Origin of the sequence: Micromonospora sp. NPDC047762, from assembly GCF_043204655.1 — a bacterium.
Taxonomy (GTDB): domain Bacteria; phylum Actinomycetota; class Actinomycetes; order Mycobacteriales; family Micromonosporaceae; genus Micromonospora.
Map to the genome: position 1 here is coordinate 1030075 of NZ_JBIDCQ010000001.1, position 24091 is coordinate 1054165.

Genomic DNA, 24091 nt, shown 5'->3' on the forward strand with positions numbered 1-24091 from the left:
ACCGGGTCACCGGGGCGCGCAGCGTGAACCGCAGCGACCGGTGACGGCGCGGAGACCGGTGAGGTGAACGGGGGGACCGGAGCCGCGTGGCGTCGCCGGTGACGTTACCGGCGGTGGGCCGGCTTGTCAGCGGCCGTTCGGCCCTCGTCGTACCACCGGTAGTCGGCGGTTGGACGGTACGTGCCGTTCAGCCAGGTGCCCGGGTGCTGCGCGACCCGGGAAAGCTTCTCGGCGGTGGCAGGGCTGATCCGGCTGCCGCCGGCCACGAGCAGCCGGTCCAGTTCCCGGTGGGTGGCCATCAGGCAGTCCTTCGGAAGGCCGTAGACGCTGATCACGCCCGAACCGACGAAGGTCAGCACCGGTGTCACCGGAACGGGAAGCCCCACCGCCTCGGAGAGGGCCTTGCTGGCCCGCTTGGCGTCCCGGCGGGACTCGGCCACGTACGGAGGTCGCTTGCCGTTGATCTGCACCACGTCTCCGGCGACGAGCACCCGGGCCCGGCCGTGGTCGGCGATGGTCACGGCGAAGAGGCCACTCGGCCCGATGGCGAGGAACCCGGCTCGATCGTCCTGACCGTGGTCGAGGACGTCTGTCACGTCGGTGCGCGGCCACTCGATCACGTGCCAGGAAGGCCCGAGGTGGTCGAGTTGGCCCAACGCCCGTGCCCCGGCCGCCTCCAGGCGGCGTGCACCCCGCTCAGCACGACGGCGGCGGGCCCATTCGAGCGGTGTCGGACGGACCGGTTCGAGAACCCCCGGCGCCTCGACGCGGGGGTGTGGCACCGCGACGGGCGGCAGTGCCCGAGCGGACGGTACGGCTCGTCGTGCGGGAAAGACAGTCATCGCGACCTCCGGCAAAAGGTCCCTCGAAGTTATGTCCTCACTACCCTACGTTGCCACTACCGGTGTTTTGCAAGCCGGAGCGCCGGAGTGACTGTGGATGAATGCCATATTCATCCACAGTTCTTTTCTCGGATGCCGCTAAACCCTGCCCTACGCTGCGGGAGTGACCCACTACGTCGACAGTGAAGTCGGCCGGCTCGGCACCGTACTGCTGCACCGGCCCGGCCCCGAACTGGCCCGGCTCACCCCGCGCAACAACGACTCGCTCCTGTTCGACGCGATCCCCTGGGTGGAGCGCGCCCAGGAAGAGCACGACGCGTTCGCCGCCGCCCTGCGCGAACGCGGCGTCGAGGTGCTCTACCTGGCCACCCTGCTGGCCGAGACGCTGGCCGTCGCGGACGCCCGGGCCGAACTCACCGAGCAGGTGCTGCGCTCCCGGCGGCTCGGCGACACGCTGCGCGCCCGCGTCGCCGACCACCTCTCCTACCTGGACCCGGCCGCGCTGGCCGACGTGCTCACCGCCGGGCTGGCCCACGAGGAGTTGCGGATCAGCTCCGAGCGGCCCGGTGGGCTGGTCTACACGCTGATGGACCGACACGACTTCGTCATAGACCCGTTGCCCAACCTGCTCTTCACCCGCGACTCGTCGCTGTGGATCGGCGACCGGGTCGGCGTCACCAGCCTGGCCATGCCGGCCCGCCGCCGCGAGACCACACTGACCGACGCCATCTACCGCCACCACCCCCGGTTCGCCGGCACCGAGTTCGTCTACCGCCCCAGCCTTGAGCACCTGGAGGGCGGGGACGTGCTGCTGCTCGCACCCGGCGTACTGGCGGTCGGGGTGGGTGAGCGGACGACCCCGGCCGGCGCGGAACGCCTCGGTCGGCAGGTCTTCGCCGCCGGCCTGGCCCACACCATCCTGGTGGTGCCGATCGCCCAGAAACGCGCCACCATGCACCTGGACACCGTGTGCACGATGGTCGACGTGGACGCCGTCCTGATGTACCCCAACATCGCCAGCACGCTGTCCGCGTACACGGTGATCGCCGGCGGGGACGGCGAGGACCCGCGGGTGGACGGGCCGGCACCGTTCCTGCGGGCCGCCGCCGACGCGATGGACCTCGACCTGCTCCGGGTCATCGACACCGGTCTGGATCCGGTCACCGCGGAACGCGAGCAGTGGGACGACGGCAACAACACCCTCGCGCTGGCCCCCCGGCTCTGCGTCGGCTACGAGCGCAACACGGCGACCAACGCCCAACTGGAGCGGGCCGGCATCGAGGTGATCCCGATCGCCGGCTCCGAGTTGGGCTCCGGTCGGGGCGGACCGCGCTGCATGTCCTGCCCGATCACCCGGGACCCGCTACCCGTCGCCGGCTGAGCACGCGACGAGCGCAGCCGCCACGCGGCTGAGTGGACGACAGCGCCCGCCGCGCGGGGGCGCTGTCGTCCCCGGCTCAGCGCAGGGTGAGCTGGCGGCCGAGCAGCCCCTGACGGGCCCGCCGGCCGGCGGCGTCGAGTGGGTCGGTGACGGTGAGCGCCTCGGCGTACCGCTTGGCGAACTGCGCCACCGGCTCCTCCCACTCGGCGGCCGGGGTCTCCTCCGGCAGGTCCCAGACCGGCACGAGTCGACCGTGCGCGCGGAACATGCCGGCGAACTTGGTCTGCTCGCCGAGCGTCAACGTGCCGGCCGCGCCGAGTCGGGCCAGCGCGTCCAGGGCGGCGTCCTCGTCGTCCGGCAGCACCCAGCGCACGTGGGCCTTCTCCGGGACCTGACACCAGTACGCGGCCTTCGCCGCGGTCAGCCGGACCGTTGGGTAGATGGCCGCGTTCGCCCGCTCCAGCGACGCCTGGACGGTCGGATCGTCGGCGGCCCCGGGGTCGAGCCAGAAGTCGAAACCGTCGTGCATGGTGATGTCCAGCGGACCGTCCACGAGGATGTCCTGCAGCCGGGGCCCGGGGCCGGGCAGTGGCGCCACTGCCACCTGGCCGCCCGGCTCGGCACGCAGCGCGCTGAGCAACGCGTCGGCCAGATCCCGCGACACGTCACCGGACTGCTGGTGGCGCTGGAGGCCGATCAGCACCCGGCCGTCCGGCTTGGTGATCGCCGGGGCGGCCATGGGCAGCACCGTGGCGAGCGTCGCCGTCCGGTCGCCGAATTCGTCGACCAGGGCGGGCGCCAGCCGCAGCGGGGCGGAGGCGGCGGGCACCAACTCGCGCAGCGCGATCCACTCGGACTCGTCGACCAGCCCGTCGAACGGACGCGGCACGAAGACGTCCCGCACCTTGTCGCGACGAGGGGTGGTGTCGGCGGCGGCGCGCTGGCTCTTTCGACGCTTACTCACGGCGTCACAGCCTAGAGCTTCGAGCGGCTCGCCGTGACCGGGACCCGCCCGAGTCGTCCTCAGCCCGCCGGCACCAGGTCGGGTCGGGGTGTCGGCACCCTGTCGAACTCCGCCCACACGCGCTGGCCCATGCCGTCGTGCTCGACGCCCCAACGGGTCGCCAGGCCGGCCACGATGTGCAGGCCGCGCCCGTCCGCCGCATCGGGGCTGGCCGTCCGGAGCCGTGGCCCGGTGCTCGCGCTGCCGCCGTCGGTGACCCGAAGCTGGATCAGTGTGCCCTCGGCCGAGGGCCGCAGTTGCCAGGCAACCCTGATGACGTCGCCGGGCAGCGGTCTGGCGTGCCGCACCGCGTTGCCCACCAGCTCCGCGAGCACCGCGATCAGGTCCGCGAGGATCGTCGGGGGTACGACATCCGTCAGCTCGGCGGCGAGCCGGTGTCGGGCCAGCCGTGCCCCGCCCGGGTGGTGAGGAACCACCACGCACCAGGCCCGATCCCTCGTTGCCGCTGCCACCGTCGCCTCCACGTCGCGCCACCCCTGGTCAACCGCGCGGTAGCCGCACCTCTGCGACCGTACCGCCGCCGGTCCTCGGACGTAGGGATACCCATCCATTCTGTTGTTCAACGATCCGGCGGACGAGATAGAGCCCGAGCCCGGCTCCGGGATAGCCGCGCCGGTCGCCGGACTCGCCCTGCCAGAACCTGTCGAACGCCCGTTCCACGTGCTCGGGTCTGATGCCGATGCCCTGGTCGCTGACCCGGAACGCCACCAGATGACCGTCGCCAGAGGCGGTGATCTCGATAGGAGAGTCAGGTGCCGAGTACTTACCGGCGTTCGTCGTCAACTCGGTCAGCACCGTGGCCAGGCTGGGCCGGTGACCGAGCGCCTTGGGCAGGTCGCTCGGAAGGCGGAGCACCAGCCGGCGGCGCAGCTCGGCCGGCAGGTCGACGACGGCGGAGCGCAGCGCCTCACCGAGGTCGAACGGGGTGGGAGGGTCGTCGCCCGGCCCCACCTCGGCCGCCGAGCTGAGCAGACGGTCGACCAGCCGGGCCAGCTCGTTGGCGCGTTGCCCGATCACCCGGGCCGCCTGCCGTCGGTCGACGTCGGTCAGCGACTCCCAGTGGTCGGTGAGGGTGTCCGCGTACCCCTTGATGACGGTGACCGGGGTGCGCAGCTCGTGGCTGGTCACCGCGACGAACAGTTCGCGGTCGTGGTCGCGGCGCTGCTGGTCGGTGATGTCGCGGAAGGTGACCACCCGTAACGTTCCCGGGCCGGGCAGGTCGCCGGAGGTGATCCGCAGCCAACGGCCGTCCGGCATCCGGTGGTCCCGAACCTGCCCGGAGGGTGGCAGCGGGAACGGCAACGGGCGGCTCAGCGACTGCTCGACCGTCCGGCCGGTGACCTGGGCGGCGGCCGGGTTCCAGAGCCGGACGTGCCCGTCCCGGTCGACGACGGCCAGCCCGTCGGCGAGGGCCGCCACCACCGGGCCGTCGCCGTGCACCGGCAGGCCACTCTGGTCGCCGTACATGTGCCCGACACAGGAGGCGAGGTAAGCGATCACCCCCTGCTGCTCGGCACCCGGCTCGTCGTCGCCCGGGTACAGCGCGTGCAGGCTGCCGACGGTGTGACCGCCGATCTCGGCCCGGGAGACGACCATCCGGCGCAGGCCGCTGCCGGCCAGTTCGCCGGCCAGCTTGCCGTTGAGGTCACTCACCCGCGCCTGGCGTACCCGTGGTCCGGTGAGCAGGCACACGGTGTCCGGGTCGTCGACCGCCAGTGGTCGACCCAGGGCCCACTCCGCCGCGCCGGTCGCGGCGATGACGCGACCGCCGGTGGGACCGAACTCGACGAACGCCATCCCGGTGGCGCCGAGCGCCGGCTGGGCCACCCGGAGCAGTTGGGTGAGGACCGGCACGCCCGCGTCCCCAGAGTTGATCATCTCGATCACGACGGTGTGGCCGGCGAGGAGAGCGGGGAAATCGATACGCTCCGGCATGTGCCGAGTCTGCCCCGCCGACCCGGTTTTGGGCACCCCCGCCCGGTCGATGGGTCAGCGGTCCAGCCGGGCGAGGGCGTACGCGGGCCGGTCGGTGATGATCCCGTCCACCCCCGCGGCCAGCACCAGCTCCAGGTCGGTCGGCTCGTTGATCGTCCAGACGTACACCTGGTTGCCGGCCGCGCGTAGCGCGGGCAGCAACTGCGGGCGGCCCCGGACCAGGCCGATGCCCGGCCCGGCGATCCGGGTGCCGAACGGCAGCCGACCCAACCGCAGCCAGCGCGGCAGCACCTCCAGCAACAGCACGGTGGGCAGCGTCGGGGCCAGCTCACGCACCCGACGGACCGCCAGCGGGGAGAACGACATGACGGTGACCTGCACCGGGTCGTCCGGCGCGGGGTCGGCCAGCCCGTACCGGCGCAGCAGGCTGACCAGCCGCCGTTCCACGTTCGAGCCGTAGCGGGACGGGTGCTTCGTCTCCACCAGCAGTCGGACCGGCCGCCCGGCGGCGAGCACCGCGTCCAGGAGCCGGGCCAGGGTCAGCAGCCGGGTGTGTGACTCGTCAGGCGGCAGATCACCGCCCGGGGCACCGCCCGGGTGCCACGAGCCGAAGTCCAGGGCGTCCAGTTCGGCGAGCGTACGCGCGCTGACCAGACCGCGACCGTTGCTGGTGCGGTCCAGTCGTCGGTCGTGCACACAGACCAGGTGCCCGTCCCGGGTCAGCCGGACGTCGCACTCCAGGCCGTCGGCGCCCTCGTCGAGGGCGCGCAGGTACGCGGCGAGGGTGTGCTCGGGTAGGTCGAACGAGGCGCCGCGGTGCGCGAAGACCAGTGGCCCGCCCATTGCGCCGGCCTCAGATGACCTGGCCGGGCTGCCCGTTCGCGTCGACCACCGGTCGGCCGACCGCAGCCCACTGGCGCATCCCGCCGTCGGCGTTGCGCACCTGCTCCCAACCGTTGTTGATCAGGTAGGCGACGACCTGGGCGGAACGCCCGCCGGAACGGCAGACGACCGCCACCTCCCGGTCGGTGGGCACCTCGGCCAGCCGGGCCGGCAGCTGCATCATCGGCAGGTGGTGAGCGGTGGGCGCGTGGCCGGCCGCCCACTCGTCGTCCTCCCGCACATCCAGCAGGTAGGTCTCGTCGGCGATCTCGGTCACGGGCACTGTGGGAACCTGGGGTCCGAACACAGGAAGCAACACTAGATCCTCGTGGCCCGGTTCGACACCGACCGGGCCGTCGGCACCGTCACAACCGGGTCACCCAGCGGGGATTGGCCTGCGCCCAGGCCGGCACCCGGGTGTCGCGCAGCGCCTCGAACAGCCCGTTGCCGCCGTTGTCCAGCACCACGTACGAGACCTCGTCGATGGTCTGCGGCGAGGAGGGCACCTGGACGCCGCGCATCCCGTCGGGCGGCAGCGCGCGCAGCGCGAGGAGCAGGTCTTCCAGGGGTACGCCGTTGGTGTCCATGGTCAACGAGCCACCGACCGCCCGGAGCACCTGGTCCAGTTTGACGGGGTTGCTCCGCAGGTCCGCCCTGCCGGCGCTGTCCAACATCGCCCTGAGCAGTTGCTGCTGGTGGTGCTGCCGGTCGTAGTCACCGCCGGGCAGGTCGTAGCGCTGTCGGACGTAGTCGAGCGCCTGCGCGCCGTCCATCTGCTGGCAGCCGGTGGGGAAGACCCGGTTGGTGTGGATCGAGCGGACCTCGGTGTCCACGCACATCTCCACCCCGCCGAGCAGGTCGATGACCTTCCGGAAGCCGGAGAAGTCGATCAGCGCAGCGCCGTCGAACCGGATGCCGGTGAGCCGGTGCAGGGTGGCGGAGAGCAGTTGGGCGCCGGCCTGCCCGCCGCCGCCGTGCTCGTACGCGGCATTGATCTTGTCTTGACCACCGCCGAAGCCGTGCGCGGGCGGGATGGCGACCAGCAGGTCACGCGGGATGGAGACCAGGTACGCCTCCCGCTGCCCGGCGGGGACGTGCACGATGAGGATGGTGTCCGAGCGCTGGTCGGGGCCGCTCTCGCCCGGACGCCGGTCGGAGCCGACCAGGAGGTAGTTGAGCGGCCCGTCCAGGTCGGTGCGCTCGGTGCGGGCGTCGGCGTCGAGCAGTTGCTCCTTGGTCACCGTGCGGTCGTAGCGGTGGCTGAGCGTCTTGAGCCCGGCCACGGCGAGCCCCGCCAGCAGGACGAGGGCCAAGCCGACGCCGAGCAGGATCCGCGGCCCACGGGCGCGGGTCGACCGGGCGGACGGGGCTGCTTCGGCCCGGCCCGCTGCGTTCCGTCCCCACCTGGACGTGACCGCCTCCCCGCAGCCGATACGTGAAACCCGTTCACGTCAGGCTACGGGCGGTGAGGAGGTCGTCGCTGGCTTTCCGCGACTCCCGGCCTCACTTGCGGGTGGAGATCACCTCGGGGTGGGTGAAGACGAACTCGGCGAGTTTGTCCTGCTTGACCGCCTGGAACATCGCCAGGGTCTCTTCGTTCAGACCCTCGGTGTTGTTGTTGTTGGCGTTGAAGGTGCCGTTGTTGGTCTTGAGCATGGTCAGCTCGTTGCCGGTGACCCCGCGCATCGTGAAGATGAAGTCCTCGATCGGCACGCCGCCGGTGTCCAGCACGAACGCCTTGCCGGCCGCCTTGATCAGGTTGTTCATCTTGGCCGGGTTGGACAACATCCCGCCCTCGGTGGCCTTCTTCGCCATCGCCTTGATCAGCTGCTGCTGGTTGGCCTGCCGGTCGTAGTCGCCGTTCTTGAGGGTCTTGCGCTGGCGGGAGTAGTCGAGCGCGGCCCAACCCTCCATCTCCTGGCAGCCCTTCTTGTGCACCACCGGGGTCCGCTGCTTGCCGGTCTTCTTGGCGTCCGCGTTCCACATCGGCTTGCCGTCGACGTACGACATGTGCAGCGACTTGACCTCCTGGCTGACACAGATCCGCACCGTGCCCAGGGTGTCGATGACGTTCTTGAAGCCACCGAAGTTGATGATCGCCGCGCCGTCGAAGCTGATTCCGGTGAGCCGCTTGATCGTCTGGGCCATCAGCTGGGCGCCACCCTCCCAGCCGCCACCGTTGGCGGCACCGGCCTGGAACGCGGCGTTGATCTTTCCGGAACCGCCGCCGTAGCCGCTCTTCTTGAACGCCGGGATCTGCGCCTCGGTGTCCCGGGGGATCGAGATCAGGTACGCCTGGTCGTGCGTGGCCGGAATGTGCAGGACGATGATGCTGTCCGAACGCACGTCGTCGGCGGCCCAGCGCTCCCGCGCGTCCACGCCGAGCAGCAGCATGTCGATCGGGCCGTCCAGGCTCGCACCGCCCTCGGCGTCGGACTTGCCGGCATCACCCAGCAGGTTGCCCTTCGCGATGCCGCCGGTCGCCTGCCCGATCAACGCCTTGCTGCCGACGATGGCCACCCCGCTGCTCAGCATCAGCACGGCACCGAAGACGACGGTCAGCCTGGCCCAGAGCGGGTCCTTGCGCTTGGTCCGCTTCTTCGACCCACCGCCACCCGGGCGGTCGCCGCCACCGCCGCCACCGCCGCCACCCGGCGGACGCGAGCCCGGCCCGCCTCCCGAGGGGCGCGCCTGCGCGGGTATGGCCGCAGCGACTCGACCGCTGGGGGCGGCGGACCCGGAGGTAGAAGGGCGACGACTGGCCTGAACCGGCATGCGTGCTCCAGCTCGTGATCAGGAGGGGGCGGCACCACTGTACGTACATCAAATCGACTTGGCGAGTTCATCCCGGGTCAATCCGGACGTCGAATTTTGCAGACTCAGTCGATCGTCGCCGCTCGATGATCCGAACGGCTGGTGCCAGCCGGGCCGCGCTCAGCCGCCGTCGTTGCTCTTCGGCGGGTTCGCCTTGACCCAGTCAGCCATCGTGTCGGCGGACATGGCCTGGTACATCGCGAGCGCCTTCTCCCGGTCCGACACCACCACCGACTCGCCGTTGATCGTGTCGCTGCCCGAGTTCGGGCTGGTCACAAAGGTGAGGTTCTGGCCGCGCAGGTTACGGAACTGAAGCGCCATGTCTGTAACCGAGAAAGTCTGGTCGACGGTTACGGCCGCGGTCACCGATTTGAGGAAATCGTTCAGCTTCTTCGGGTTCGCCAGCGTGCCGGTGCTGGCCGCCTTGTCCATCAGGGCTCGGAGGAACTCCTGCTGGTGCCGCATCCGGGCGAAGTCACCGTCCGGGAACTGCTTGCGCTGCCGGATCCAGTCCAGGGCCTCCGCGCCATCCATGTGGTTGGTGCCCTTGGTGAAGGTCCGGTACGGCTTGTGGATCGAGGTGATGGTGCGCTCCACCTTCAGGTCCACCCCTCCGAGAGCGTCGGTGACCTCCTTGAAGCCGCCGAAGTCGATCGCCATCACGTGGTCGATCCGAACGTCGGTGAAGCACTCCACGGTGCGTACCGCCAGCGGCAGCCCACCGAACGCGAACGCTGCGTTGATCTTCGCGCGCGAACCTGAGCCGCAGTCCGCGCCGGCGCTCTCCGGGATCGGCACGTACAGGTCCCGGGGGATGGAGACCAGGTAGGCCTCCTGGTGGTCGGCCGGAATGTGCATGACGATGATCGTGTCGGCGCGCCACTGACTCTTGCTGTCGACCGGCGCGTCCGGGTCCCGTGAGTCGCTGCCGACCAGCAGGATGTTCAGCGCGCCATCGACGGTCTTGGCGGGCCGACCACCGGTGATCTCCGCGAACGGGTCGGTGCGGGCCAGGTCACTGTTGAGGTTGCGGGCGTACAACCAGGCGCCGACGCTGCCGAGCAGCGCCAGCACCAGCACCGCGGCCCCGGCCACCAGGGCGATCCGGCCCCAACGCGGTCGCGGGCCGCGCCGTCCCGACCCGCCGGTGCCACCCGGGCCGCCAGGCCCGGTCGGCCCCGCCGGACCGCCGGGCCGGGGCTGTTCCTCGTCGTACGACGGGTAGAAGCGAGCCTCGGTCGGACGGGCACGCCCGGAGGCGCCCCGATCGGGGCCGGGCACCGATGCGCGCCCGGCGCTGCGGTGCAGGTACGGATGCGGGACGCCGGCAGACGAGGTCGCGGACATGTAAATCAGGGTACGTAGCGGGAGCCACTGCCGCCTTCAGGCGACACTCAGCGGCAGGCGGTATGCGGAGATCCGGTTACCCTAGCCGCGACCGGAAGTACTCGATCGTGCGTCGCAGGCCATCTTCGGGCGCGACCGACGGCTCGTATCCGAGCAGTTCGCGAGCGAGCGTCAGATCCGGGCGGCGCATCTCCGGGTCATCCGAGCTGCGGGTGACATAGGTCACCTTCGAGGTGCTGTCGGAGAGCGACACGATCAACTCGGCGAGTTGCCGCATGGTCAGCTCGTGCTCGGTGCCGCAGTTGACCGGGCCCGTCTCGGTCGAGTCGAGCAGCAGCAGGATGCCGCGCACCAGATCCTCGACGAAGCAGATCGACCGGGTCTGGTTGCCGGTGCCGTGCACGGTGATCGGCTCGCCGCGCAGCGCCTGGGAGATGAAGGTGGGGATGGCGCGGCCGTCGTCCGGGCGCATCCGCGGGCCGTACGTGTTGAAGATCCGGACGATCGCCGCGTCGAGCCCGCGGTAGCGGTGGTACGCCATCGTCGCGGCCTCGGAGAAGCGCTTGGCCTCGTCGTAGACGCTGCGGACCCCGATCGGGTTGACGTTGCCCCAGTAGGTCTCCCGCTGCGGGTGCTCCTTCGGGTCTCCGTACGCCTCGGAGGTGGAGGCCATCAGGAACCGGGCACCGTCGGCGACCGCGCGCTCCAGCAGGTGCAGGGTGCCGACCGAGCCGACCCGGAGGATCTCCACCGGCAGTTGGGCGAAGTCGGTGGGGCTGGCCGGAGAGGCCATGTGCAGGATCGCGTCGAACCGCTCGGCCAGCGCCGGGTGGTGGGTCGGCAGACCGTCGGAGATGTCCGCTTCGACGAGGGTGAAGGTCGGCTGGTCCAGCAGGTGGGCGACGTTCTCCTTGGAGCCGGTCACGAAGTTGTCCAGCGCCACCACCGTGCAGCCTCGGGCGATCAGGGCGTCCACCAGGTGTGACGGGACGAAGCCAGCTCCGCCGGTGACGAGGACGCGGTGATCGGAACCAAAGCGCTCAGCAACCTTCATGCGGCTCAGCCTACCGACCGCCGAAATCGCCGAAGGGGTCCCCTGTTGACGTGGGACGTCAACAGGGGACCCCTCGACAGGTGCCGTGATCAGTGGGCGCCTGCGCCGGTGAGGGCGCGCACCTCCAGCTCCGCGTACTTGTCCTCGTCGTGCTCCTTGGAGATGACAGTGCCGATCCACCCGCAGAGGAAACCGAACGGGATGGAGAGGATGCCCGGGTTGGACAGCGGGAACCACTGCCAGTCGTGGTCCGGGAACATCGAGGTCGCCGCGCCGGAGACCACCGGCGAGAAGAACACCAGCAGCACGGCCGAGAGCAGGCCGCCGTAGATCGACCACACCGCGCCGGAGGTGTTGAACCGCCGCCAGAACAGGCTGTAGAGGATCGCCGGCAGGTTGCCCGAGGCGGCGACCGCGAAGGCCAGCGCCACCAGGAACGCCACGTTGAGGTTCTGCGCGTAGATCGACAGGGCGATCGACACCGCGCCGATCCCCAGGGCGGAGATCCGGGCGACCCGCACCTCCTGCCGCTCCGACGCCTCACCCTTCTTCAGCACGTTCGCGTAGAAGTCGTGCGCCAGGCTGGACGACGAGGCCAGCGTCAACCCGGCGACCACCGCGAGGATGGTGGCGAAGGCGACCGCCGCGATGATCGCCAGCAGAGCTGCCCCGCCCAGTTCGCCGCCGAAGAAGTCGATGCCGAGCGCTTCGGCCAACTGCGGCGCGGCGGTGTTGCCGGCCTTGTCCTGTGCCGTGATCGCCTGGCTGCCGACCAGCGCCGCCGCACCGAAGCCGAGGGCGAGGGTGAGCAGGTAGAAGGTGCCGATGATGCCGATCGCCCAGAGCACGCTCTTACGGGCCGCCTTCGCGGTCGGCACCGTGTAGAAGCGGATCAGAATGTGCGGCAGACCGGCGGTGCCGAGCACCAGGGCGATGCCCAGGGACAGCAGGTCGACCTTGTTGTAGAACGTCTGCGTCGAGTTGCCGGCGACCTCGACGCCGTACCGGAGCCCGGGTTCGAGGAACGCGCTGCCCTTGCCGGATGCGGCGGCCGCCTGGCCGAGCAGCTCCGACAGGTTGAAGTTGAACTTCGCCAACACCAGGATGGTCATCAACAGCGCGCCGCCCATGAGCAGGAACGCCTTGACGATCTGCACGTAGGTGGTGCCCTTCATGCCACCCACGGTCACGTAGATGATCATCAGGGTGCCGACCATGATGATGGTGGCCACCTTGGCGGTGGCCGCGTCCATGCCGAGGAAGGTCGTCCCCGGCCGGATGCCGAGCAGCAGCGCGACCAGCGCGCCGGCGCCCACCATCTGAGCGAGCAGGTAGAAGATCGACACCGTGATGGTGGAGACCGCAGCCGCGGTACGCACCGGACGCTGACGCATCCGGAAGGCCAGCACGTCCGCCATCGTGTACCGGCCCGAGTTGCGCAGCAGCTCCGCGACCAGCAGCAGGGCCACCAGCCAGGCGACCAGGAAGCCGATCGAGTAGAGGAAGCCGTCGTAGCCGTACAGCGCGATGATGCCGGCGATGCCGAGGAACGAAGCGGCCGACATGTAGTCGCCGCCGATCGCCATGCCGTTCTGGAAACCGGAGAAGGACCGGCCGCCCGCGTAGAAGTCGGTAGCCGTCTTGGTCTGCCGGCTGGCCCAGATGGTGATGCCCAGGGTCACCGCCACGAAGACCAGGAAGAGCGTGATGGTCAGGTTGCGGGCGGTGTGATTGCCCGCTTCAGCCGCGAGGAACGACTCAACCGCGTGAACCGTCTTCACGGGTCACCTCCCCGATCTCGGCGCGGATCCGGTCCGCGATGGGGTCGATCTTCCGGTCCGCGTACCGGGAGTAGAGCCAGGCGATCACGAACGTGGAGACGAACTGGAGCAGGCCGAAGACCAGTGCGACGTTGATGTTGCTGCCGAACAGCTTCGTGCCCATGAAGTCCCGGGCGTACGCGGAGAGAATGACGTAGAGCGCATACCACAGGAAGAACGCGACGGTCATCGGGAAGACGAAGCCGCGCAGCGCACGCCGCAGCCCGGCGAACTCGTCCGACCGTTGTACGGCCAGGTACTTGTCCGACTGGGAAGCGGCCGGAGCGGGTGTGTCCGTGGACATCTGTGGATCACCACCTTCACAGGCGTCAGAGGAGTTTCGCGCACCGTAGAGAGCGCACTCCCCGGCAGGGAAGGCTGAGATCGACGCCGGTCGGCGAGTGCGCCGAGCGGTTGGCTGGCTGCGCCAAGTGACTCAGGTCACTGCGGTGATCGGTCGGCTCGTGGTGAGGCGTCCGTTCAGATCGGCAGCTCGTGGTAGCGACCCCGGTAGTGCAGCAGCGGGGTGGCCTCCCCGGTCAGGTCGACAGCCTCGATGGTGGCCTCGACCAGCAGGCCCCAGCCGTACTCCCGGGCGGTGTCCAGCCGGCACCCGGCCCAGCCGCCGGCGTCCGCCGGAACCGGCCCGTACGGCGTCTCGTTCCACGCGCCGGTGGCGAAGAGCCCGCCCGGGGCGGGGAAGAGGCCGGCGAACCGATCGGCGAGCTGCCGGTGTGGCGGGCCGAGCGGCGTGACAGCGAACCGACCCGACTCCTCGGCCGACGCCCAGAGGTCGGACTCCGGGTCGATCAGCCCGAGCAGCCGGTCGGGTTCACCCTCGGCCACCAGGGTGGACGAGACGGTCAGCCCGGCCGGACCGGGCGCCGTCCAGAGGGTCACCGGTGCGGCGAGGCGACCACGCAGCCGGCGTACCGGCGACCGTTGCCCGGTCGGCACCGCGAACGGATCGGTGTGGTGGATCTCGGCACCCGGCTCATGATTCACGTGAAACATTGTGCCGCCCCGGGCCCTCGCCCAACCAAGGAAGCACTCGTGCAGGTCGGCGCGCCGCATCGGCAGGTGCGGCCGGCTCACCTCGGCTCTCCGGCCGTCCCGGGCGGTGGGGTCGCCCGGCCGCGGCGCGGTCCGCTCGGCGGAGGGCAATGCCCGAACGACCGTGATGTCTGTGAGTCATATTGATGCCTCAGGGACATCACGCTCGCGGTGAGACACCGATCCCTGGTGCGGTGCGTCGTCCGGTCGCCTGCCTGGTCGGAGGCCCGATCCGGCTGCTGGGCTGCGGGGTTCACCAGCGGCCGCCGTTCGCCCGCCAGGTCTGCGCCGGGGTCAGCCAACCGGCCCGGCCGGGTCGCGGCAGGGCCACCGTCTGCCCGTCAGCCCACGCGGGTGGTCGGTTCGGCGGGCCTGCCGACCGCTCCGATCCGGTCGCGCCCGGCACGGCCGCCGACGCGGCCACCTTCCTTTTCCGGTACGACCACAGCGCCCCGTTCCTGCCCCGGATGAACCCGAACATGGCTGATCTCCTCCCGTCGACGAGGGCCGCCCCGGCCGGGGGATGACCGGGGCGGCCCGAACGCAGGACCCAGTCGCCGGGACGTCGCCTCCACCGGCCGGGCCGCGTGCCTCCACCTGGACGGAACGGCGCCTGCCTGGTGTCGTGCTGGTCCGGGGGACAGCAAGGATCGCTCCGGCCCGGTCCTCACCTTCGCTCCGGCCGCCTGGCGTGGGTTTCTCGCCGACGCTGGCCAGGCGGCTGGCCGCCGCGTCGGTTAACGGCGCGGCGTGACAGTTGCCAGCAGTTCCGGCTGGCGGCGGTCCAGCACGTCGCCGGCCAGGTACGCGCCCAGCAGCGCCGCGCCCAGCCCGTACGCGGCGCCGACCGGCAGGGCCAGCCAGAGCCACGCGTCACCGAGCAGCGCGGCGGCCACCACCATCGGCACCGCGGCGACCGCCGAGGCGAGCATGCTCAGCAGGGTGAGCAGCCCCTTCGTGAGGCCCGCGCCGCTGTTCATCGCGAACGGGTTGCTGGTCTCCGGCAGTGAGTACGCCCCGAGCACCGAGACCAGGCTGTTCACCGCCAGCCCGACGCCGTAGGTGGCGACCAGGCTGCCGAAGGTGAGCCCGATCCACCCGGGTCGACTGAGCAGCACCGACAGCACCACCGACACGAACGCCAGCATCGGCAGCACGTACAGCGAGAAGGCCGTCATCCTCGCCCGCAGCTCGACCCGGCCGGGCACGCCGGCCACAACGTTCGCGGCGTACGCGCTGCCGTCGAAACCGAACTGGTTGGCCAGGGTGGCGGCGGCCAGCACACCCACGAGAACCATGGAAATGGTGACCACGACCGGTGAGCTGTCGTTGGCAGCCGCCGTCAACCCCCCGCTGTCCATGGCAGCGAAGTCGCCGCCGGTGACGTTGACGAAGACGGGCACGAAGATGCCGACCACCGCGATCGAGATCAGGTTGGCGCGGCGGCGCGCGTCCCGCCACCAGTAACGGGCCTCCCGGGCGACCAGGGCACCGAACCGGTCCCGGCGGGCCCAGCCAGCGGCCCGGGGGAACAGTTGGGCGACCGCGCCACCCGTGACCCCGCGCCGAACCGGTGCCTTACCGCCGCTCGCCGCGCCCACCATCGCCGACTCGAGCGACCGGGACCACCAGGCCAGCAGGCCGCCGAGCGCCACCACAGTGATCAGCAACTTGATCGGTGCCGCCCACGCACGCCCCTGGGCCACGTCGATGCCGAGCGTCCACGGAGCGCCCAACGGCGTCCAACCGATCACGGTCGCCACACCGCTCAACCGGCTCCAGTCCGCCTCCCGTAGCGCGGCGAGGCCGATGACCTGCAGAGGGCCGAGCAGCGCCGCCGTCACCGCCAGCAGCACGGCTGCCAGGTCGCGGACCCGTCGGGACCGCAGCATGGTGGCGAAGGCGCTGGTCACCGCACGGCTCGCCGCAACACAGAGCAGCAGCCCGGCGAGCACACCCACGGCGGCGACCAACCCCGCCGACCAGCCACCCAACGACCAGGCGGTCAGCACCAGCCCGGACGTCGCGAGGAGCACCGCAAGCACCGGCACGCTGACCAGAGCCGCCGCGAACAGGCCGGTCACCAACGTGCGCCGGGGCAGTGGCAGCAGCGCGAACCGGGCCGGATCGAGTGTCTCGTCCACGCCGAAGAAGACAAGTGGCAGGAGCAGCCAACCGAGCACCAGCAGCCCGCCGCCGGCCGCCGCGACCAGCACCGCGTACCGGCCGTTGCCGGCCAGGCCCGGCGCGGCGAAGAGGAAGAACCCGCTGGCCGCGAACCAGAGCCCGAGCAACGCGCCGCCGATGAACAGGGCGATCCGCCAGCCCTGGCCCCGGAAGTTGTTGCCCATCACCCGCAGCTTGAGCCGTACGAAGTGTCGAGCGGAGACCGACCGTGGCGGCGCGGCGGGGGTGGCGTCCGCACTCACTGGGAGAGCCACGACAGCTCCTCGCCGGTAGCGGTGCGCCCGCCGACCACCTCGACGAAGACCTGCTCCAACGAGCGACCGCCGCGGACCTCGTCGATGGTCCCGACCCGCTTGATGACGCCCTGGGCGAGGATCGCCACGTGCGAGCACAACCGCTCGACGACCTCCATGACGTGACTGGAGAACACCACGGTGCCGCCGCCGGTCGCGTACCGGGTGAGGATGTCCCGGATCAGCGCCGCGGACACCGGGTCGACAGCCTCGAACGGCTCGTCCAACACCAGCACCCGAGGGCCGTGCAGCAGCGCGCAGGCCAGGCCGATCTTCTTCTTCATGCCCGCCGAGTAGTCCACCACCAGCGTGCGACCGGCGTCGCCGAGCGCCAGCACGTCCAGCAGTTCGGCGGCCCGCTGGTCGACCACCGCCGGGTCCATTCCCCGCAACAACCCGTTGTACGCCAGCAGCTCCGCCCCGGTCAGCCGGTCGAACAACCGGACCCCGTCGGGCATCACGCCGAGCAGCCGCTTGGCGGTGACCGGGTCCTGCCAGACGTCGTGCCCGAGCACCCAGGCAGAGCCGGCGTCCGGTCGCAACAGCCCGACAGCCATCGACAGCGTGGTCGTCTTGCCGGCGCCGTTCGGGCCGAGCAGGCCGTAGAAGGAGCCGGCGGGGACGTCCAGGTCGACGCCGGCCACCGCGATCGTGCCGTCGAACCGCTTGGCCAGGCCACGCAGTGCGAGCGCGGGGTGCTCAACAGTCATGCGCCGACGTTATCCGCCGATCACCAGTTCCGCCCTCCAGCGACAGACGGACCCGCGATCATCCCCGAGGCGGACCGCGACGCGATCTTGCACTTTCTGCACCGACACAAGGTGCATAAACACTCGTATCCACCACCGAAACTGCAAGATCGGCGCTGGCTTTGGCGCGAGACCGGGCCGGCGCCGGACTCGCGCCTACATGCGGAGGGCTTCCGGAGTGTGCAGGCGGAGCATGGTGGCGGCTACGTCGGCCGGTGCCCGGCGGCGGGTCGCCATCGACACGGCGACCATCACGGTGAAGGCCAGTGGCACCGTCCAGGCGGCCGGCTGGGCGATGAGCGTGGCCGGCCAGCCGGACAGCGGTGGGCCGAGCACGGTGACCAGCACCGCGCCGATCGCCGCGCCGCCGCCGGCCACCACGCCGGCGGTGGCGCCCACGTCGGTCAGCCCGCGCCACCAGATGCCGAGCACCAGCAGCGGGCAGAAGCTCGACGCGGCGACCGCGAAGGCCAGCCCGACGACCTGCGAGACGTCCAGCCCGGAAACGTGCAACGCCAGCAACGCTGGCACACCACCGGCGATGACGGTGGCCAGCCGGAACCCGCGTACCGATCCCCGACCGAGCACGTCCGTCGAGATCACCCCGGCGACGCTGGTCAGCAGGCCGGACGAGGTGGAGAGGAACGCCGCGAACGCGCCCGCGGCGACCAGCGCGGCGAGCAGCCGCCCGGCCAGGCCGTCACCCAGGGCGGCCTCGGGTAGCAGCACCACCACCGCGTCGGTCTGGCCGCTGAGCAGCAACTGTGGGGTGTAGATCCGGCCGAGGACCCCGTAGAGAGTGGGCAGCAGGTAGAACGCGCCGACCAACGCCAGCACGACCAGGGTGGTCCGACGGGCTGCCGCGCCGTCCGGATTGGTGTAGAAGCGCACCAGCACGTGCGGCAGGCCCATGGTGCCCAGGAAGGTGGCCAGGATCAGCGAGTACGTGGCGAACAGGCCCCGGTCGTCGTCACCGGCGGCGCTGGGCAGCAGCCAGTCGTTGGCATCGGTGGCCACCCCGGAGACGTTCGGCACCGGATCACCGGCGGCGAAGGTCAACTCGTCGCCGGGGCGTACCTCCCGGATGTCACCGTTGGGCAGGGTGAGGGCCGCGCGGTGCTCGACCACGACGGTTGTCGCGGCCCGGAACGTCGGCCCGTCGGGCGGGGTCACCGCCGGGCGGCCGTCGGCCTGCCACTGCAGGGCCAGAAAAATCACCGGTACGGCGAGAGCGGTCAGCTTGAGCCAGTACTGGAACGCCTGCACGAAGGTGATCGCGCGCATGCCGCCCAGCGCCACGTTCGCGGTGACCACGGCCGCCACCAGCAGGGCTCCGAGAGGGTACGGGGAGCCGGCCACCGTGGCCAGGGTCAGCCCGGCGCCCTGGAGCTGCGGCACCAGGTACAGCCAACCGATGAAGATCACGAAGGCGGTGGCCAGGATGCGGAGTCGACGCGAGCCCAGCCGCAACTCGCAGAAGTCGGGCAGAGTGAACGCACCGGAGCGGCGCAACGGCGCGGCCACGAAGAGCAGCAGGGCCAGGTACCCGGCGGCGAACCCGACCGGGTACCAGAGCACGTCCACGCCGTACTTGAGGACCAGCCCCGCGATGCCGAGGAAGCTCGCCGCCGACAGGTACTCCCCGCCGATGGCGGCGGCGTTCCAGGTCGGACTGATCGCCCTGGACGCCACCAGGAAGTCGGACGTGGTCCGGGCCAACCGCAGCCCGTAGAAGCCGATCCCGACGGTGACCAGGGTGACCGCGACGATGGCCGGGACCACGAAGTCGTTGCCCACTCAGCGCTCCGGCCGTTGCACCAGGTCGGTGAAGTCCTGCTCGTTGCGCTCGGCCAGCCGCACGTACGCCCAGCCCACGGCGATCAGGAACGGAAAGGAGGCCACCCCGAGCAGCAGCCACGGCAGGTTGACGCCGGCGACAGTGGTCCGGCCGAGCGAGGGCGCGATCGCGAACAGCCAGGGCAGCCCGCCCAACCCGATGGCCACCACCAGGGACAGCCGCAGCGCCAGCGCGAGCTGGGCCCGGACCAGGCCGCGGACCAGCGCCTCGCCGACCTGGGTCTGCTGGGCCAGCTCGGCGCGGGTTCGCTCGGCGCGGGTGTCCTGCCTGGTGATCTCGGCAAGCACGATCCGGGACCGCCGGGGCGGCGGCACCGCACCGCTCGACCCCACGTCGGGGAGTTGCTTGGCCACCCCGGCAGTCTCGCCCGCCGTACGCGATTGTCAAGCGCTCACACTCACCAGCGTCCCAGTTCGAGGCAGTAGGTCAGGGTGCCGTTCAGCGGAATCGTGTCGAGTTCCGCTCGGGCCCGCAGCCGGCCGAGGTTCGTCGCCCAGAGGCCGTCCCGGGGCTGCTCGGCGGCGATCTGCGTCAGTGCGCAGATGCGCATCGGATCGGGCAGTCGGGCCAACGCGGGTACCGCATCGGCGGACAACCCGGACACGTACCCGACGTCCAACCGGCCGGTCTCCAGGTACCTGTCGACGTTCCGGTCGGCGATCAGCCGGTCGGGATTGACGAGCGCCAACCCGAGCAGCGCCAGCACCGCCGTGCCGATCACCAACCGGGGCAGCCACTCGGCCCGCAGCCGCACCACGGCGACCCCCACCAGGAGGAAGAGCAGCCCGAGCCACAGCTCCATGGTCGCCACGACAAGCCGCAGCCGGGTCGCCCCGTACGCGTCGGCGTAGACCTGCATCCGGTAGAGCGCCGAGGCGACGATCACCAGACTGAGCGCGGTGAGCGTGCCGAGCAGTACGCGGACCAGCAGCCGGTCCGCGCGGGTGGCCTGCGACGCCCGGCGGGCGGCGACCGCGATCACCAGCAGGGTGAGCGCGGTGACGGCGAGCAGTTGCCAGAACCCGCCACGGGCGTACTCGGCGTAGGTGAGCCCGGCCGTACGCAGCACGTGCCCCGCGCCGCCGAACAACACCGTCAGCTGGACCAGCACGAACGCGGCGAACAGAGCGTCGAGCAACACCAGCGGGAGGGTCCACTCCAGTCGGTGGACCGGTCGTGACGGCCTCGGTCGCAGGCCCTCCAGATCGGGTGGGCGGCTGATCAGGTACGCGCCGCCGAGCAGACCACCGCCGATCACCACCAGGCGGAACGCCCAGCCGATCACGCCGGGTAGCGAGATGTCGGGCAGCAGGCCGGTGACCAGTTCGGCGAAGACCGCGTCGGCGGAGGAGAAGAGCAGCCCGAACAGCGTCAGCAGGACGGCGGAGACGGCCAGGCTGGTGAGGATTCGTCCGAAGCCGACCCCGGACCCTGCCGGGCGGGTGTCGCGTACTCCGCGTGCCGCCCATGGGAGCGCCCGTACCGTCGCGGCGGGCGGCAGCGTCACGGCGACCAGCATGCCGAGTGGGCTTCGCCCACCGGTCACCGCGAGAGCCGCGGTCACCGCCGCCGCGAGCAGGCAGAGGGCGAAGAGCCAGCCGGCGGCCCGGACCGTGCCGACGGCGACCAACGCGACCGTCGCGGCGGCCCAGAGGGCCTGTACCGCCCGCCCCGGTGCCCCCGTGGCACCGGGACGGGCGGTGGCCGCCTGGACGGTCGGCTCGGGCGCGGCGGCCGGATCCGCCTGGACAGTCCGCTCCGGCGCGGCGGCCGGATCCGCCTGGACGGTCGGCTCCGGCGCGGCGGTCGGATCCGCCTGGACAGTCCGCCCCGGCGCGGCGGTCGGTCCCTGCGGTACCGCCGCGCCGGTCGCTGTGATGGCGCTCGCCGTCGGGGACGGCCTCCCGGAACGGACGACGCTGGCGGTGCCGAGGGCAGCGGTGACGGCCAGCGCAGCCACCAGCCAGCCGAGGCCGGGACGAACCATCGTCAGGATCGACGCCCCGACGACCGCCGCAGCCGCCAGCGCCCCCAGCACCAGCGGACGGGCAGGTCCGGACGGCCCAGGCCAGCGGCGCTGGATCAGCGACGGGGGCCTGGGCGGGGCGGGTGCGACAGGCCACGCCTGAGGTCGGCCGGCGACCGGTGTGGCAGCCGGGCCGGGGCCGACGACCGGGGAGACCTGCGGCCCGGTCGGCCCGGTGGCCGGGAGAGGGGTACTGCCGGGGCTGGTCATGCTGCCTCTTCTCGGTGTGGCCCGTCGCACGGGATGGTGACCTGGATGCGGCAGCCGGGCCGGCCATCCCGGTGTGGTCCGCTCGGATCGAGGACACCGATCCGACCGCCGTGCAGTTCGACGACCCACCGGGCGATGGCCAGGCCGAGCCCGGTCCCGCCGCCGGCCGACCGGTCGCCGCGGGTGAAGCGCTCGAACACCCGGGAACGCTCCGCCGGTGGAATGCCCTGGCCCTCGTCGCTCACCTCGAAGCGGAGCTGGTCGCCGTGTTCCTCGGCGCACACCCGTACCGTGCCGCCGGGTGGGCTGTGTCGGGCCGCGTTGTCGAGGAGGTTCGCGAAGACCTGGTGCAGCCGCCACGGGTCCGCGTGGACCGTCAGCGGTGTGGGCAGGTCCCGGAGCTCGAAGCGCACGTCCAGACCGGCACCGGACGCGTTGGCGGTGGCGTGCTCCACCGCCTCGTCGAGGAAGTCCCACACGTCGATGCGTACTCGCCGCAGCGGCACCACCCCGGCGTCGAGTCGGGACAGGTCGAGCAGGTCGGCGACGAGGTGCCCGAGCCGTTGGGTCTGGGCCAACGCCGAACGCAGCGCGGCCGGTTCGGGGTCGGCGACCCCGTCCACCATGTTCTCCAGCACGCCCTGCAACGCGGTGATCGGCGTACGCAACTCGTGCGAGACGTTCGCGATCAGCTCGCGTCGGCGCTGGTCGGCGGCGTGCAGGTCCTCGGCCATCTTGTTGAACGCCTGGGCCAGCTCGCCGACCTCGTCGCGGGAGGTGGCGCGCACCCGACGTGTGTAGTCGCCGCGGGCCATCGCGCCGGCGGCCGCCGTCATCTCGCGCAGCGGCGACGTCATCCCGTGGGCGAGCACCTGCGAGGTCACCAGCGCGATGCAGATGCTGGTGACCGCCGTGCCGGGCGGGAGCCAACCGATGCCGTACCAGAAGTAACCGATGGCCACGGCCCAGGACGCGACCAGCAGGACGCCGAGCTTCATCTTGATCGAACGGACGGGATCCAGTGGACGCGGTAGCACCCGTTCCAGCCAGTCGATCGCGCGGCCGATCACGAGGGCATCTCCAGGGCGTACCCGACGCCGTGGACGGTCCGGATCAGGTCGGCGCCGAGCTTGCGGCGCAGAGCCTTGATGTGGCTGTCCACGGTGCGGGTGCCGCTCCCGTCGACCCATCCCCAGACGTCGGCGAGCAGCCGTTCCCGGGGGAGCACAGTGCGGGGTCGTCCCGCGAGGTGGACCAGCAGGTCGAACTCGGTAGGGGTGAGGTGCACGTCCGCCCCGGCCCGGCGGACCCGTCGCTCGGCCTGGTTGATCTCGATGTCGCCGAGGCGGATGGCCGGCGGCGCGGGAGTGGCGGCGGCCCGCTCCATCCGACGCAGCAGGACATGCACCCGGGCGGTGAGTTCCCGCATCGAGAACGGCTTGGTGAGGTAGTCGTCCGCGCCGACCGCGAGCCCCACGAGCAGATCGGTCTCGTCGTCGCGGGCGGTGAGCATCAGCACCGGCACCGGCCGGTCGGCCTGGATCCGGCGGCACACTTCCAGTCCGTCGAAGCCCGGCAGCATCACGTCGAGGACGACGAGATCCGGCTGTCCGGCGTGGAACTGCGCGACCGCGCTGGGCCCGTCCGCTGCGATCTCCACCGTGAATCCCTCGGCCCGCAGTCGGGCGGCGATGGACTCGGCGATGGTCCGTTCATCCTCGACCACCAGTACCCGGCGTTCGTTCATGGGTCCTGACTGTAGGGAGCGGCCGTGGAGATCAGTGGTTTGCGTTGTGAATAACCTGTGGAGAACCGCGAACGGCTGTGGATAACTCGGGGATCATGCCGGCTGGCGTGTGGGAACTCCAGAGCCTCCCCGAGGACGACCAGGCCTACGAGGTCTTCAACGGGATGCGCTCCGGTCGGGCCGAGGCGGAGCCGAGCCAGGTGTGCGGGTTGCCGTACCAGCACCAGCCCAGCTTGGGTGCGCCCTGGCTGATCCACAGCGCCGGCACCCGCTTGTCGCCGCAGCGGGAGCCGACCAGCGAGAAGCACCGGTTGCTCGCCAACGCGGCCGGGTGCAGCGTGATGAAGGCGAGCCCCTCGTCGATGCTCAGCGGCAACCGGCCCTGAGCGGTGATCCCCTCCATGGCCGTGGCCGGGGCCAGATTGCGGAACTCCTCGCCCCGGTCGACGTCGAAGAGCAGGTACGCCGGACCGGCCGGGACCTCCAGTTCCTTGATCGGGTCGAAGCGGGGCAGATCGTCCTCGGCGTAGTTCCGGTCGATGACGCCGGGCTTGCGCTTGCCGGCCAGCGTGGTGAGCCCCACCCGTTCCGGCACACCGATCAGGTCCCGGGTGATGACCAACAGGAACGGCACCCGGGCGTCGGTGGGCGCGGGCAGCCCGGCGGTCCCCTCGACCGCAGTGGCCCGCAGCGGCGCGACCAGGTCGCGGAAAGCGCTCTCGGTCAGCCCGGCGAGGGCGGGGTAACCGAGCTGCACCAGTCGGTCGAGTTGGCTGTCGAACTCGGATGCGGCGTCGAACGGGGTCTCGGTCACGGCAGGCCTCCCGGAAGTCGTACGGACTAGCGTACAACGTACGGTAGGGCTGTTG

24 protein-coding genes are annotated in these 24091 nt (G+C 71.2%); 3 read left to right on the forward strand and 21 right to left on the reverse strand.

Annotated features, from left to right (window positions below):
• Window positions 1-104 precede the first annotated feature (104 nt).
• On the reverse strand, window positions 105-842 hold the full coding sequence (locus ACGF3C_RS05015; protein WP_355004480.1) for a hypothetical protein: 738 nt from the start codon (window positions 840-842) through the stop codon (window positions 105-107).
• 163 nt (window positions 843-1005) lie between these two features.
• Between ACGF3C_RS05015 and ACGF3C_RS05020 the strand changes: the two genes are divergently transcribed.
• The gene (locus tag ACGF3C_RS05020) at window positions 1006-2223 is read left to right on the forward strand and encodes an arginine deiminase (RefSeq protein WP_357222639.1); all 1218 of its coding nucleotides are present in this window, start codon (window positions 1006-1008) and stop codon (window positions 2221-2223) included.
• A gap of 76 nt (window positions 2224-2299) precedes the next feature.
• On the opposite strand, the gene ACGF3C_RS05025 is transcribed toward ACGF3C_RS05020, so the two are convergent.
• The 12 genes from ACGF3C_RS05025 to ACGF3C_RS05080 all read right to left on the reverse strand — a co-directional run bounded on the left by ACGF3C_RS05025 (window position 2300) and on the right by ACGF3C_RS05080 (window position 14173).
• The gene (locus tag ACGF3C_RS05025) at window positions 2300-3187 is read right to left on the reverse strand and encodes a DUF5926 family protein (protein ID WP_357193613.1); all 888 of its coding nucleotides are present in this window, start codon (window positions 3185-3187) and stop codon (window positions 2300-2302) included.
• A 59-nt stretch (window positions 3188-3246) separates the two neighbouring features.
• Window positions 3247-3666 carry an ATP-binding protein gene (locus ACGF3C_RS05030; RefSeq protein WP_357222637.1) on the reverse strand — a complete coding sequence of 140 codons (420 nt, stop codon included), beginning with the start codon at window positions 3664-3666 and terminating at the stop codon, window positions 3247-3249.
• 61 nt (window positions 3667-3727) lie between these two features.
• Window positions 3728-5182 (reverse strand): ATP-binding protein, encoded by a 1455-nt coding sequence (locus tag ACGF3C_RS05035; protein ID WP_393218842.1) that lies wholly within the window; start codon window positions 5180-5182, stop codon window positions 3728-3730.
• A gap of 54 nt (window positions 5183-5236) precedes the next feature.
• Window positions 5237-6025 carry a glycerophosphodiester phosphodiesterase family protein gene (locus ACGF3C_RS05040; RefSeq protein ID WP_357222633.1) on the reverse strand — a complete coding sequence of 263 codons (789 nt, stop codon included), beginning with the start codon at window positions 6023-6025 and terminating at the stop codon, window positions 5237-5239.
• 10 nt (window positions 6026-6035) lie between these two features.
• Window positions 6036-6371 (reverse strand): rhodanese-like domain-containing protein, encoded by a 336-nt coding sequence (locus tag ACGF3C_RS05045; RefSeq protein WP_030331693.1) that lies wholly within the window; start codon window positions 6369-6371, stop codon window positions 6036-6038.
• 58 nt (window positions 6372-6429) lie between these two features.
• Window positions 6430-7377, reverse strand: a complete 948-nt coding sequence (locus ACGF3C_RS05050; protein WP_393218846.1) for an LCP family protein — start codon at window positions 7375-7377, stop codon at window positions 6430-6432.
• 190 nt (window positions 7378-7567) lie between these two features.
• Window positions 7568-8839, reverse strand: a complete 1272-nt coding sequence (locus ACGF3C_RS05055) for an LCP family protein (protein ID WP_393218849.1) — start codon at window positions 8837-8839, stop codon at window positions 7568-7570.
• A gap of 159 nt (window positions 8840-8998) precedes the next feature.
• Entirely contained in the window at window positions 8999-10225 is a 1227-nt protein-coding gene (locus ACGF3C_RS05060) for an LCP family protein (RefSeq protein ID WP_393218852.1), read from the reverse strand.
• Window positions 10226-10301: 76 nt separating this feature from the next.
• Entirely contained in the window at window positions 10302-11279 is a 978-nt protein-coding gene (locus ACGF3C_RS05065) for an NAD-dependent epimerase/dehydratase family protein (RefSeq protein ID WP_357229340.1), read from the reverse strand.
• Between the two features lie 89 nt (window positions 11280-11368).
• A complete protein-coding gene (locus tag ACGF3C_RS05070; protein ID WP_393218855.1) occupies window positions 11369-13060 on the reverse strand; it encodes a cation acetate symporter in 1692 nt (563 codons plus the stop codon).
• Window positions 13038-13403 (reverse strand): DUF485 domain-containing protein, encoded by a 366-nt coding sequence (locus tag ACGF3C_RS05075; protein WP_355004471.1) that lies wholly within the window; start codon window positions 13401-13403, stop codon window positions 13038-13040. The genes ACGF3C_RS05070 and ACGF3C_RS05075 overlap by 23 nt, the downstream gene beginning before the upstream one ends.
• Window positions 13404-13579: 176 nt before the next feature.
• On the reverse strand, window positions 13580-14173 hold the full coding sequence (locus ACGF3C_RS05080; RefSeq protein ID WP_393219103.1) for a flavin reductase family protein: 594 nt from the start codon (window positions 14171-14173) through the stop codon (window positions 13580-13582).
• 173 nt (window positions 14174-14346) lie between these two features.
• Here ACGF3C_RS05080 and ACGF3C_RS05085 point away from each other — a divergent pair, with 173 nt between their 5' ends.
• The gene (locus ACGF3C_RS05085; RefSeq protein ID WP_393218859.1) at window positions 14347-14679 is read left to right on the forward strand and encodes a hypothetical protein; all 333 of its coding nucleotides are present in this window, start codon (window positions 14347-14349) and stop codon (window positions 14677-14679) included.
• 70 nt (window positions 14680-14749) lie between these two features.
• Window positions 14750-14893: a DUF397 domain-containing protein gene (locus ACGF3C_RS05090; RefSeq protein WP_393219106.1), complete on the forward strand. Its 144-nt coding sequence runs from the start codon at window positions 14750-14752 to the stop codon at window positions 14891-14893.
• Here ACGF3C_RS05090 and ACGF3C_RS05095 read toward each other — a convergent pair.
• The 8 genes from ACGF3C_RS05095 to ACGF3C_RS05130 all read right to left on the reverse strand — a co-directional run bounded on the left by ACGF3C_RS05095 (window position 14890) and on the right by ACGF3C_RS05130 (window position 24036).
• Window positions 14890-16593 (reverse strand): ABC transporter permease, encoded by a 1704-nt coding sequence (locus ACGF3C_RS05095; protein WP_393218862.1) that lies wholly within the window; start codon window positions 16591-16593, stop codon window positions 14890-14892. The two genes, ACGF3C_RS05090 and ACGF3C_RS05095, sit on opposite strands and share 4 nt — an antisense overlap.
• Window positions 16578-17342 (reverse strand): ABC transporter ATP-binding protein, encoded by a 765-nt coding sequence (locus ACGF3C_RS05100; protein ID WP_357229331.1) that lies wholly within the window; start codon window positions 17340-17342, stop codon window positions 16578-16580. Before ACGF3C_RS05100 ends, ACGF3C_RS05095 begins: the two co-directional genes overlap by 16 nt.
• 195 nt (window positions 17343-17537) lie before the next feature.
• Window positions 17538-19178 (reverse strand): cation acetate symporter, encoded by a 1641-nt coding sequence (locus ACGF3C_RS05105; protein WP_357229328.1) that lies wholly within the window; start codon window positions 19176-19178, stop codon window positions 17538-17540.
• A complete protein-coding gene (locus ACGF3C_RS05110) occupies window positions 19179-19592 on the reverse strand; it encodes a hypothetical protein (protein WP_328651696.1) in 414 nt (137 codons plus the stop codon).
• Between the two features lie 44 nt (window positions 19593-19636).
• Entirely contained in the window at window positions 19637-21475 is a 1839-nt protein-coding gene (locus ACGF3C_RS05115) for a DUF4153 domain-containing protein (RefSeq protein WP_393218868.1), read from the reverse strand.
• Entirely contained in the window at window positions 21472-22545 is a 1074-nt protein-coding gene (locus ACGF3C_RS05120) for an ATP-binding protein (RefSeq protein ID WP_393218871.1), read from the reverse strand. Before ACGF3C_RS05120 ends, ACGF3C_RS05115 begins: the two co-directional genes overlap by 4 nt.
• Window positions 22542-23222, reverse strand: a complete 681-nt coding sequence (locus ACGF3C_RS05125) for a response regulator transcription factor (RefSeq protein ID WP_357226115.1) — start codon at window positions 23220-23222, stop codon at window positions 22542-22544. Before ACGF3C_RS05125 ends, ACGF3C_RS05120 begins: the two co-directional genes overlap by 4 nt.
• 145 nt (window positions 23223-23367) lie before the next feature.
• The gene (locus ACGF3C_RS05130) at window positions 23368-24036 is read right to left on the reverse strand and encodes a DUF5701 family protein (RefSeq protein WP_357226118.1); all 669 of its coding nucleotides are present in this window, start codon (window positions 24034-24036) and stop codon (window positions 23368-23370) included.
• Window positions 24037-24091 lie beyond the last annotated feature (55 nt).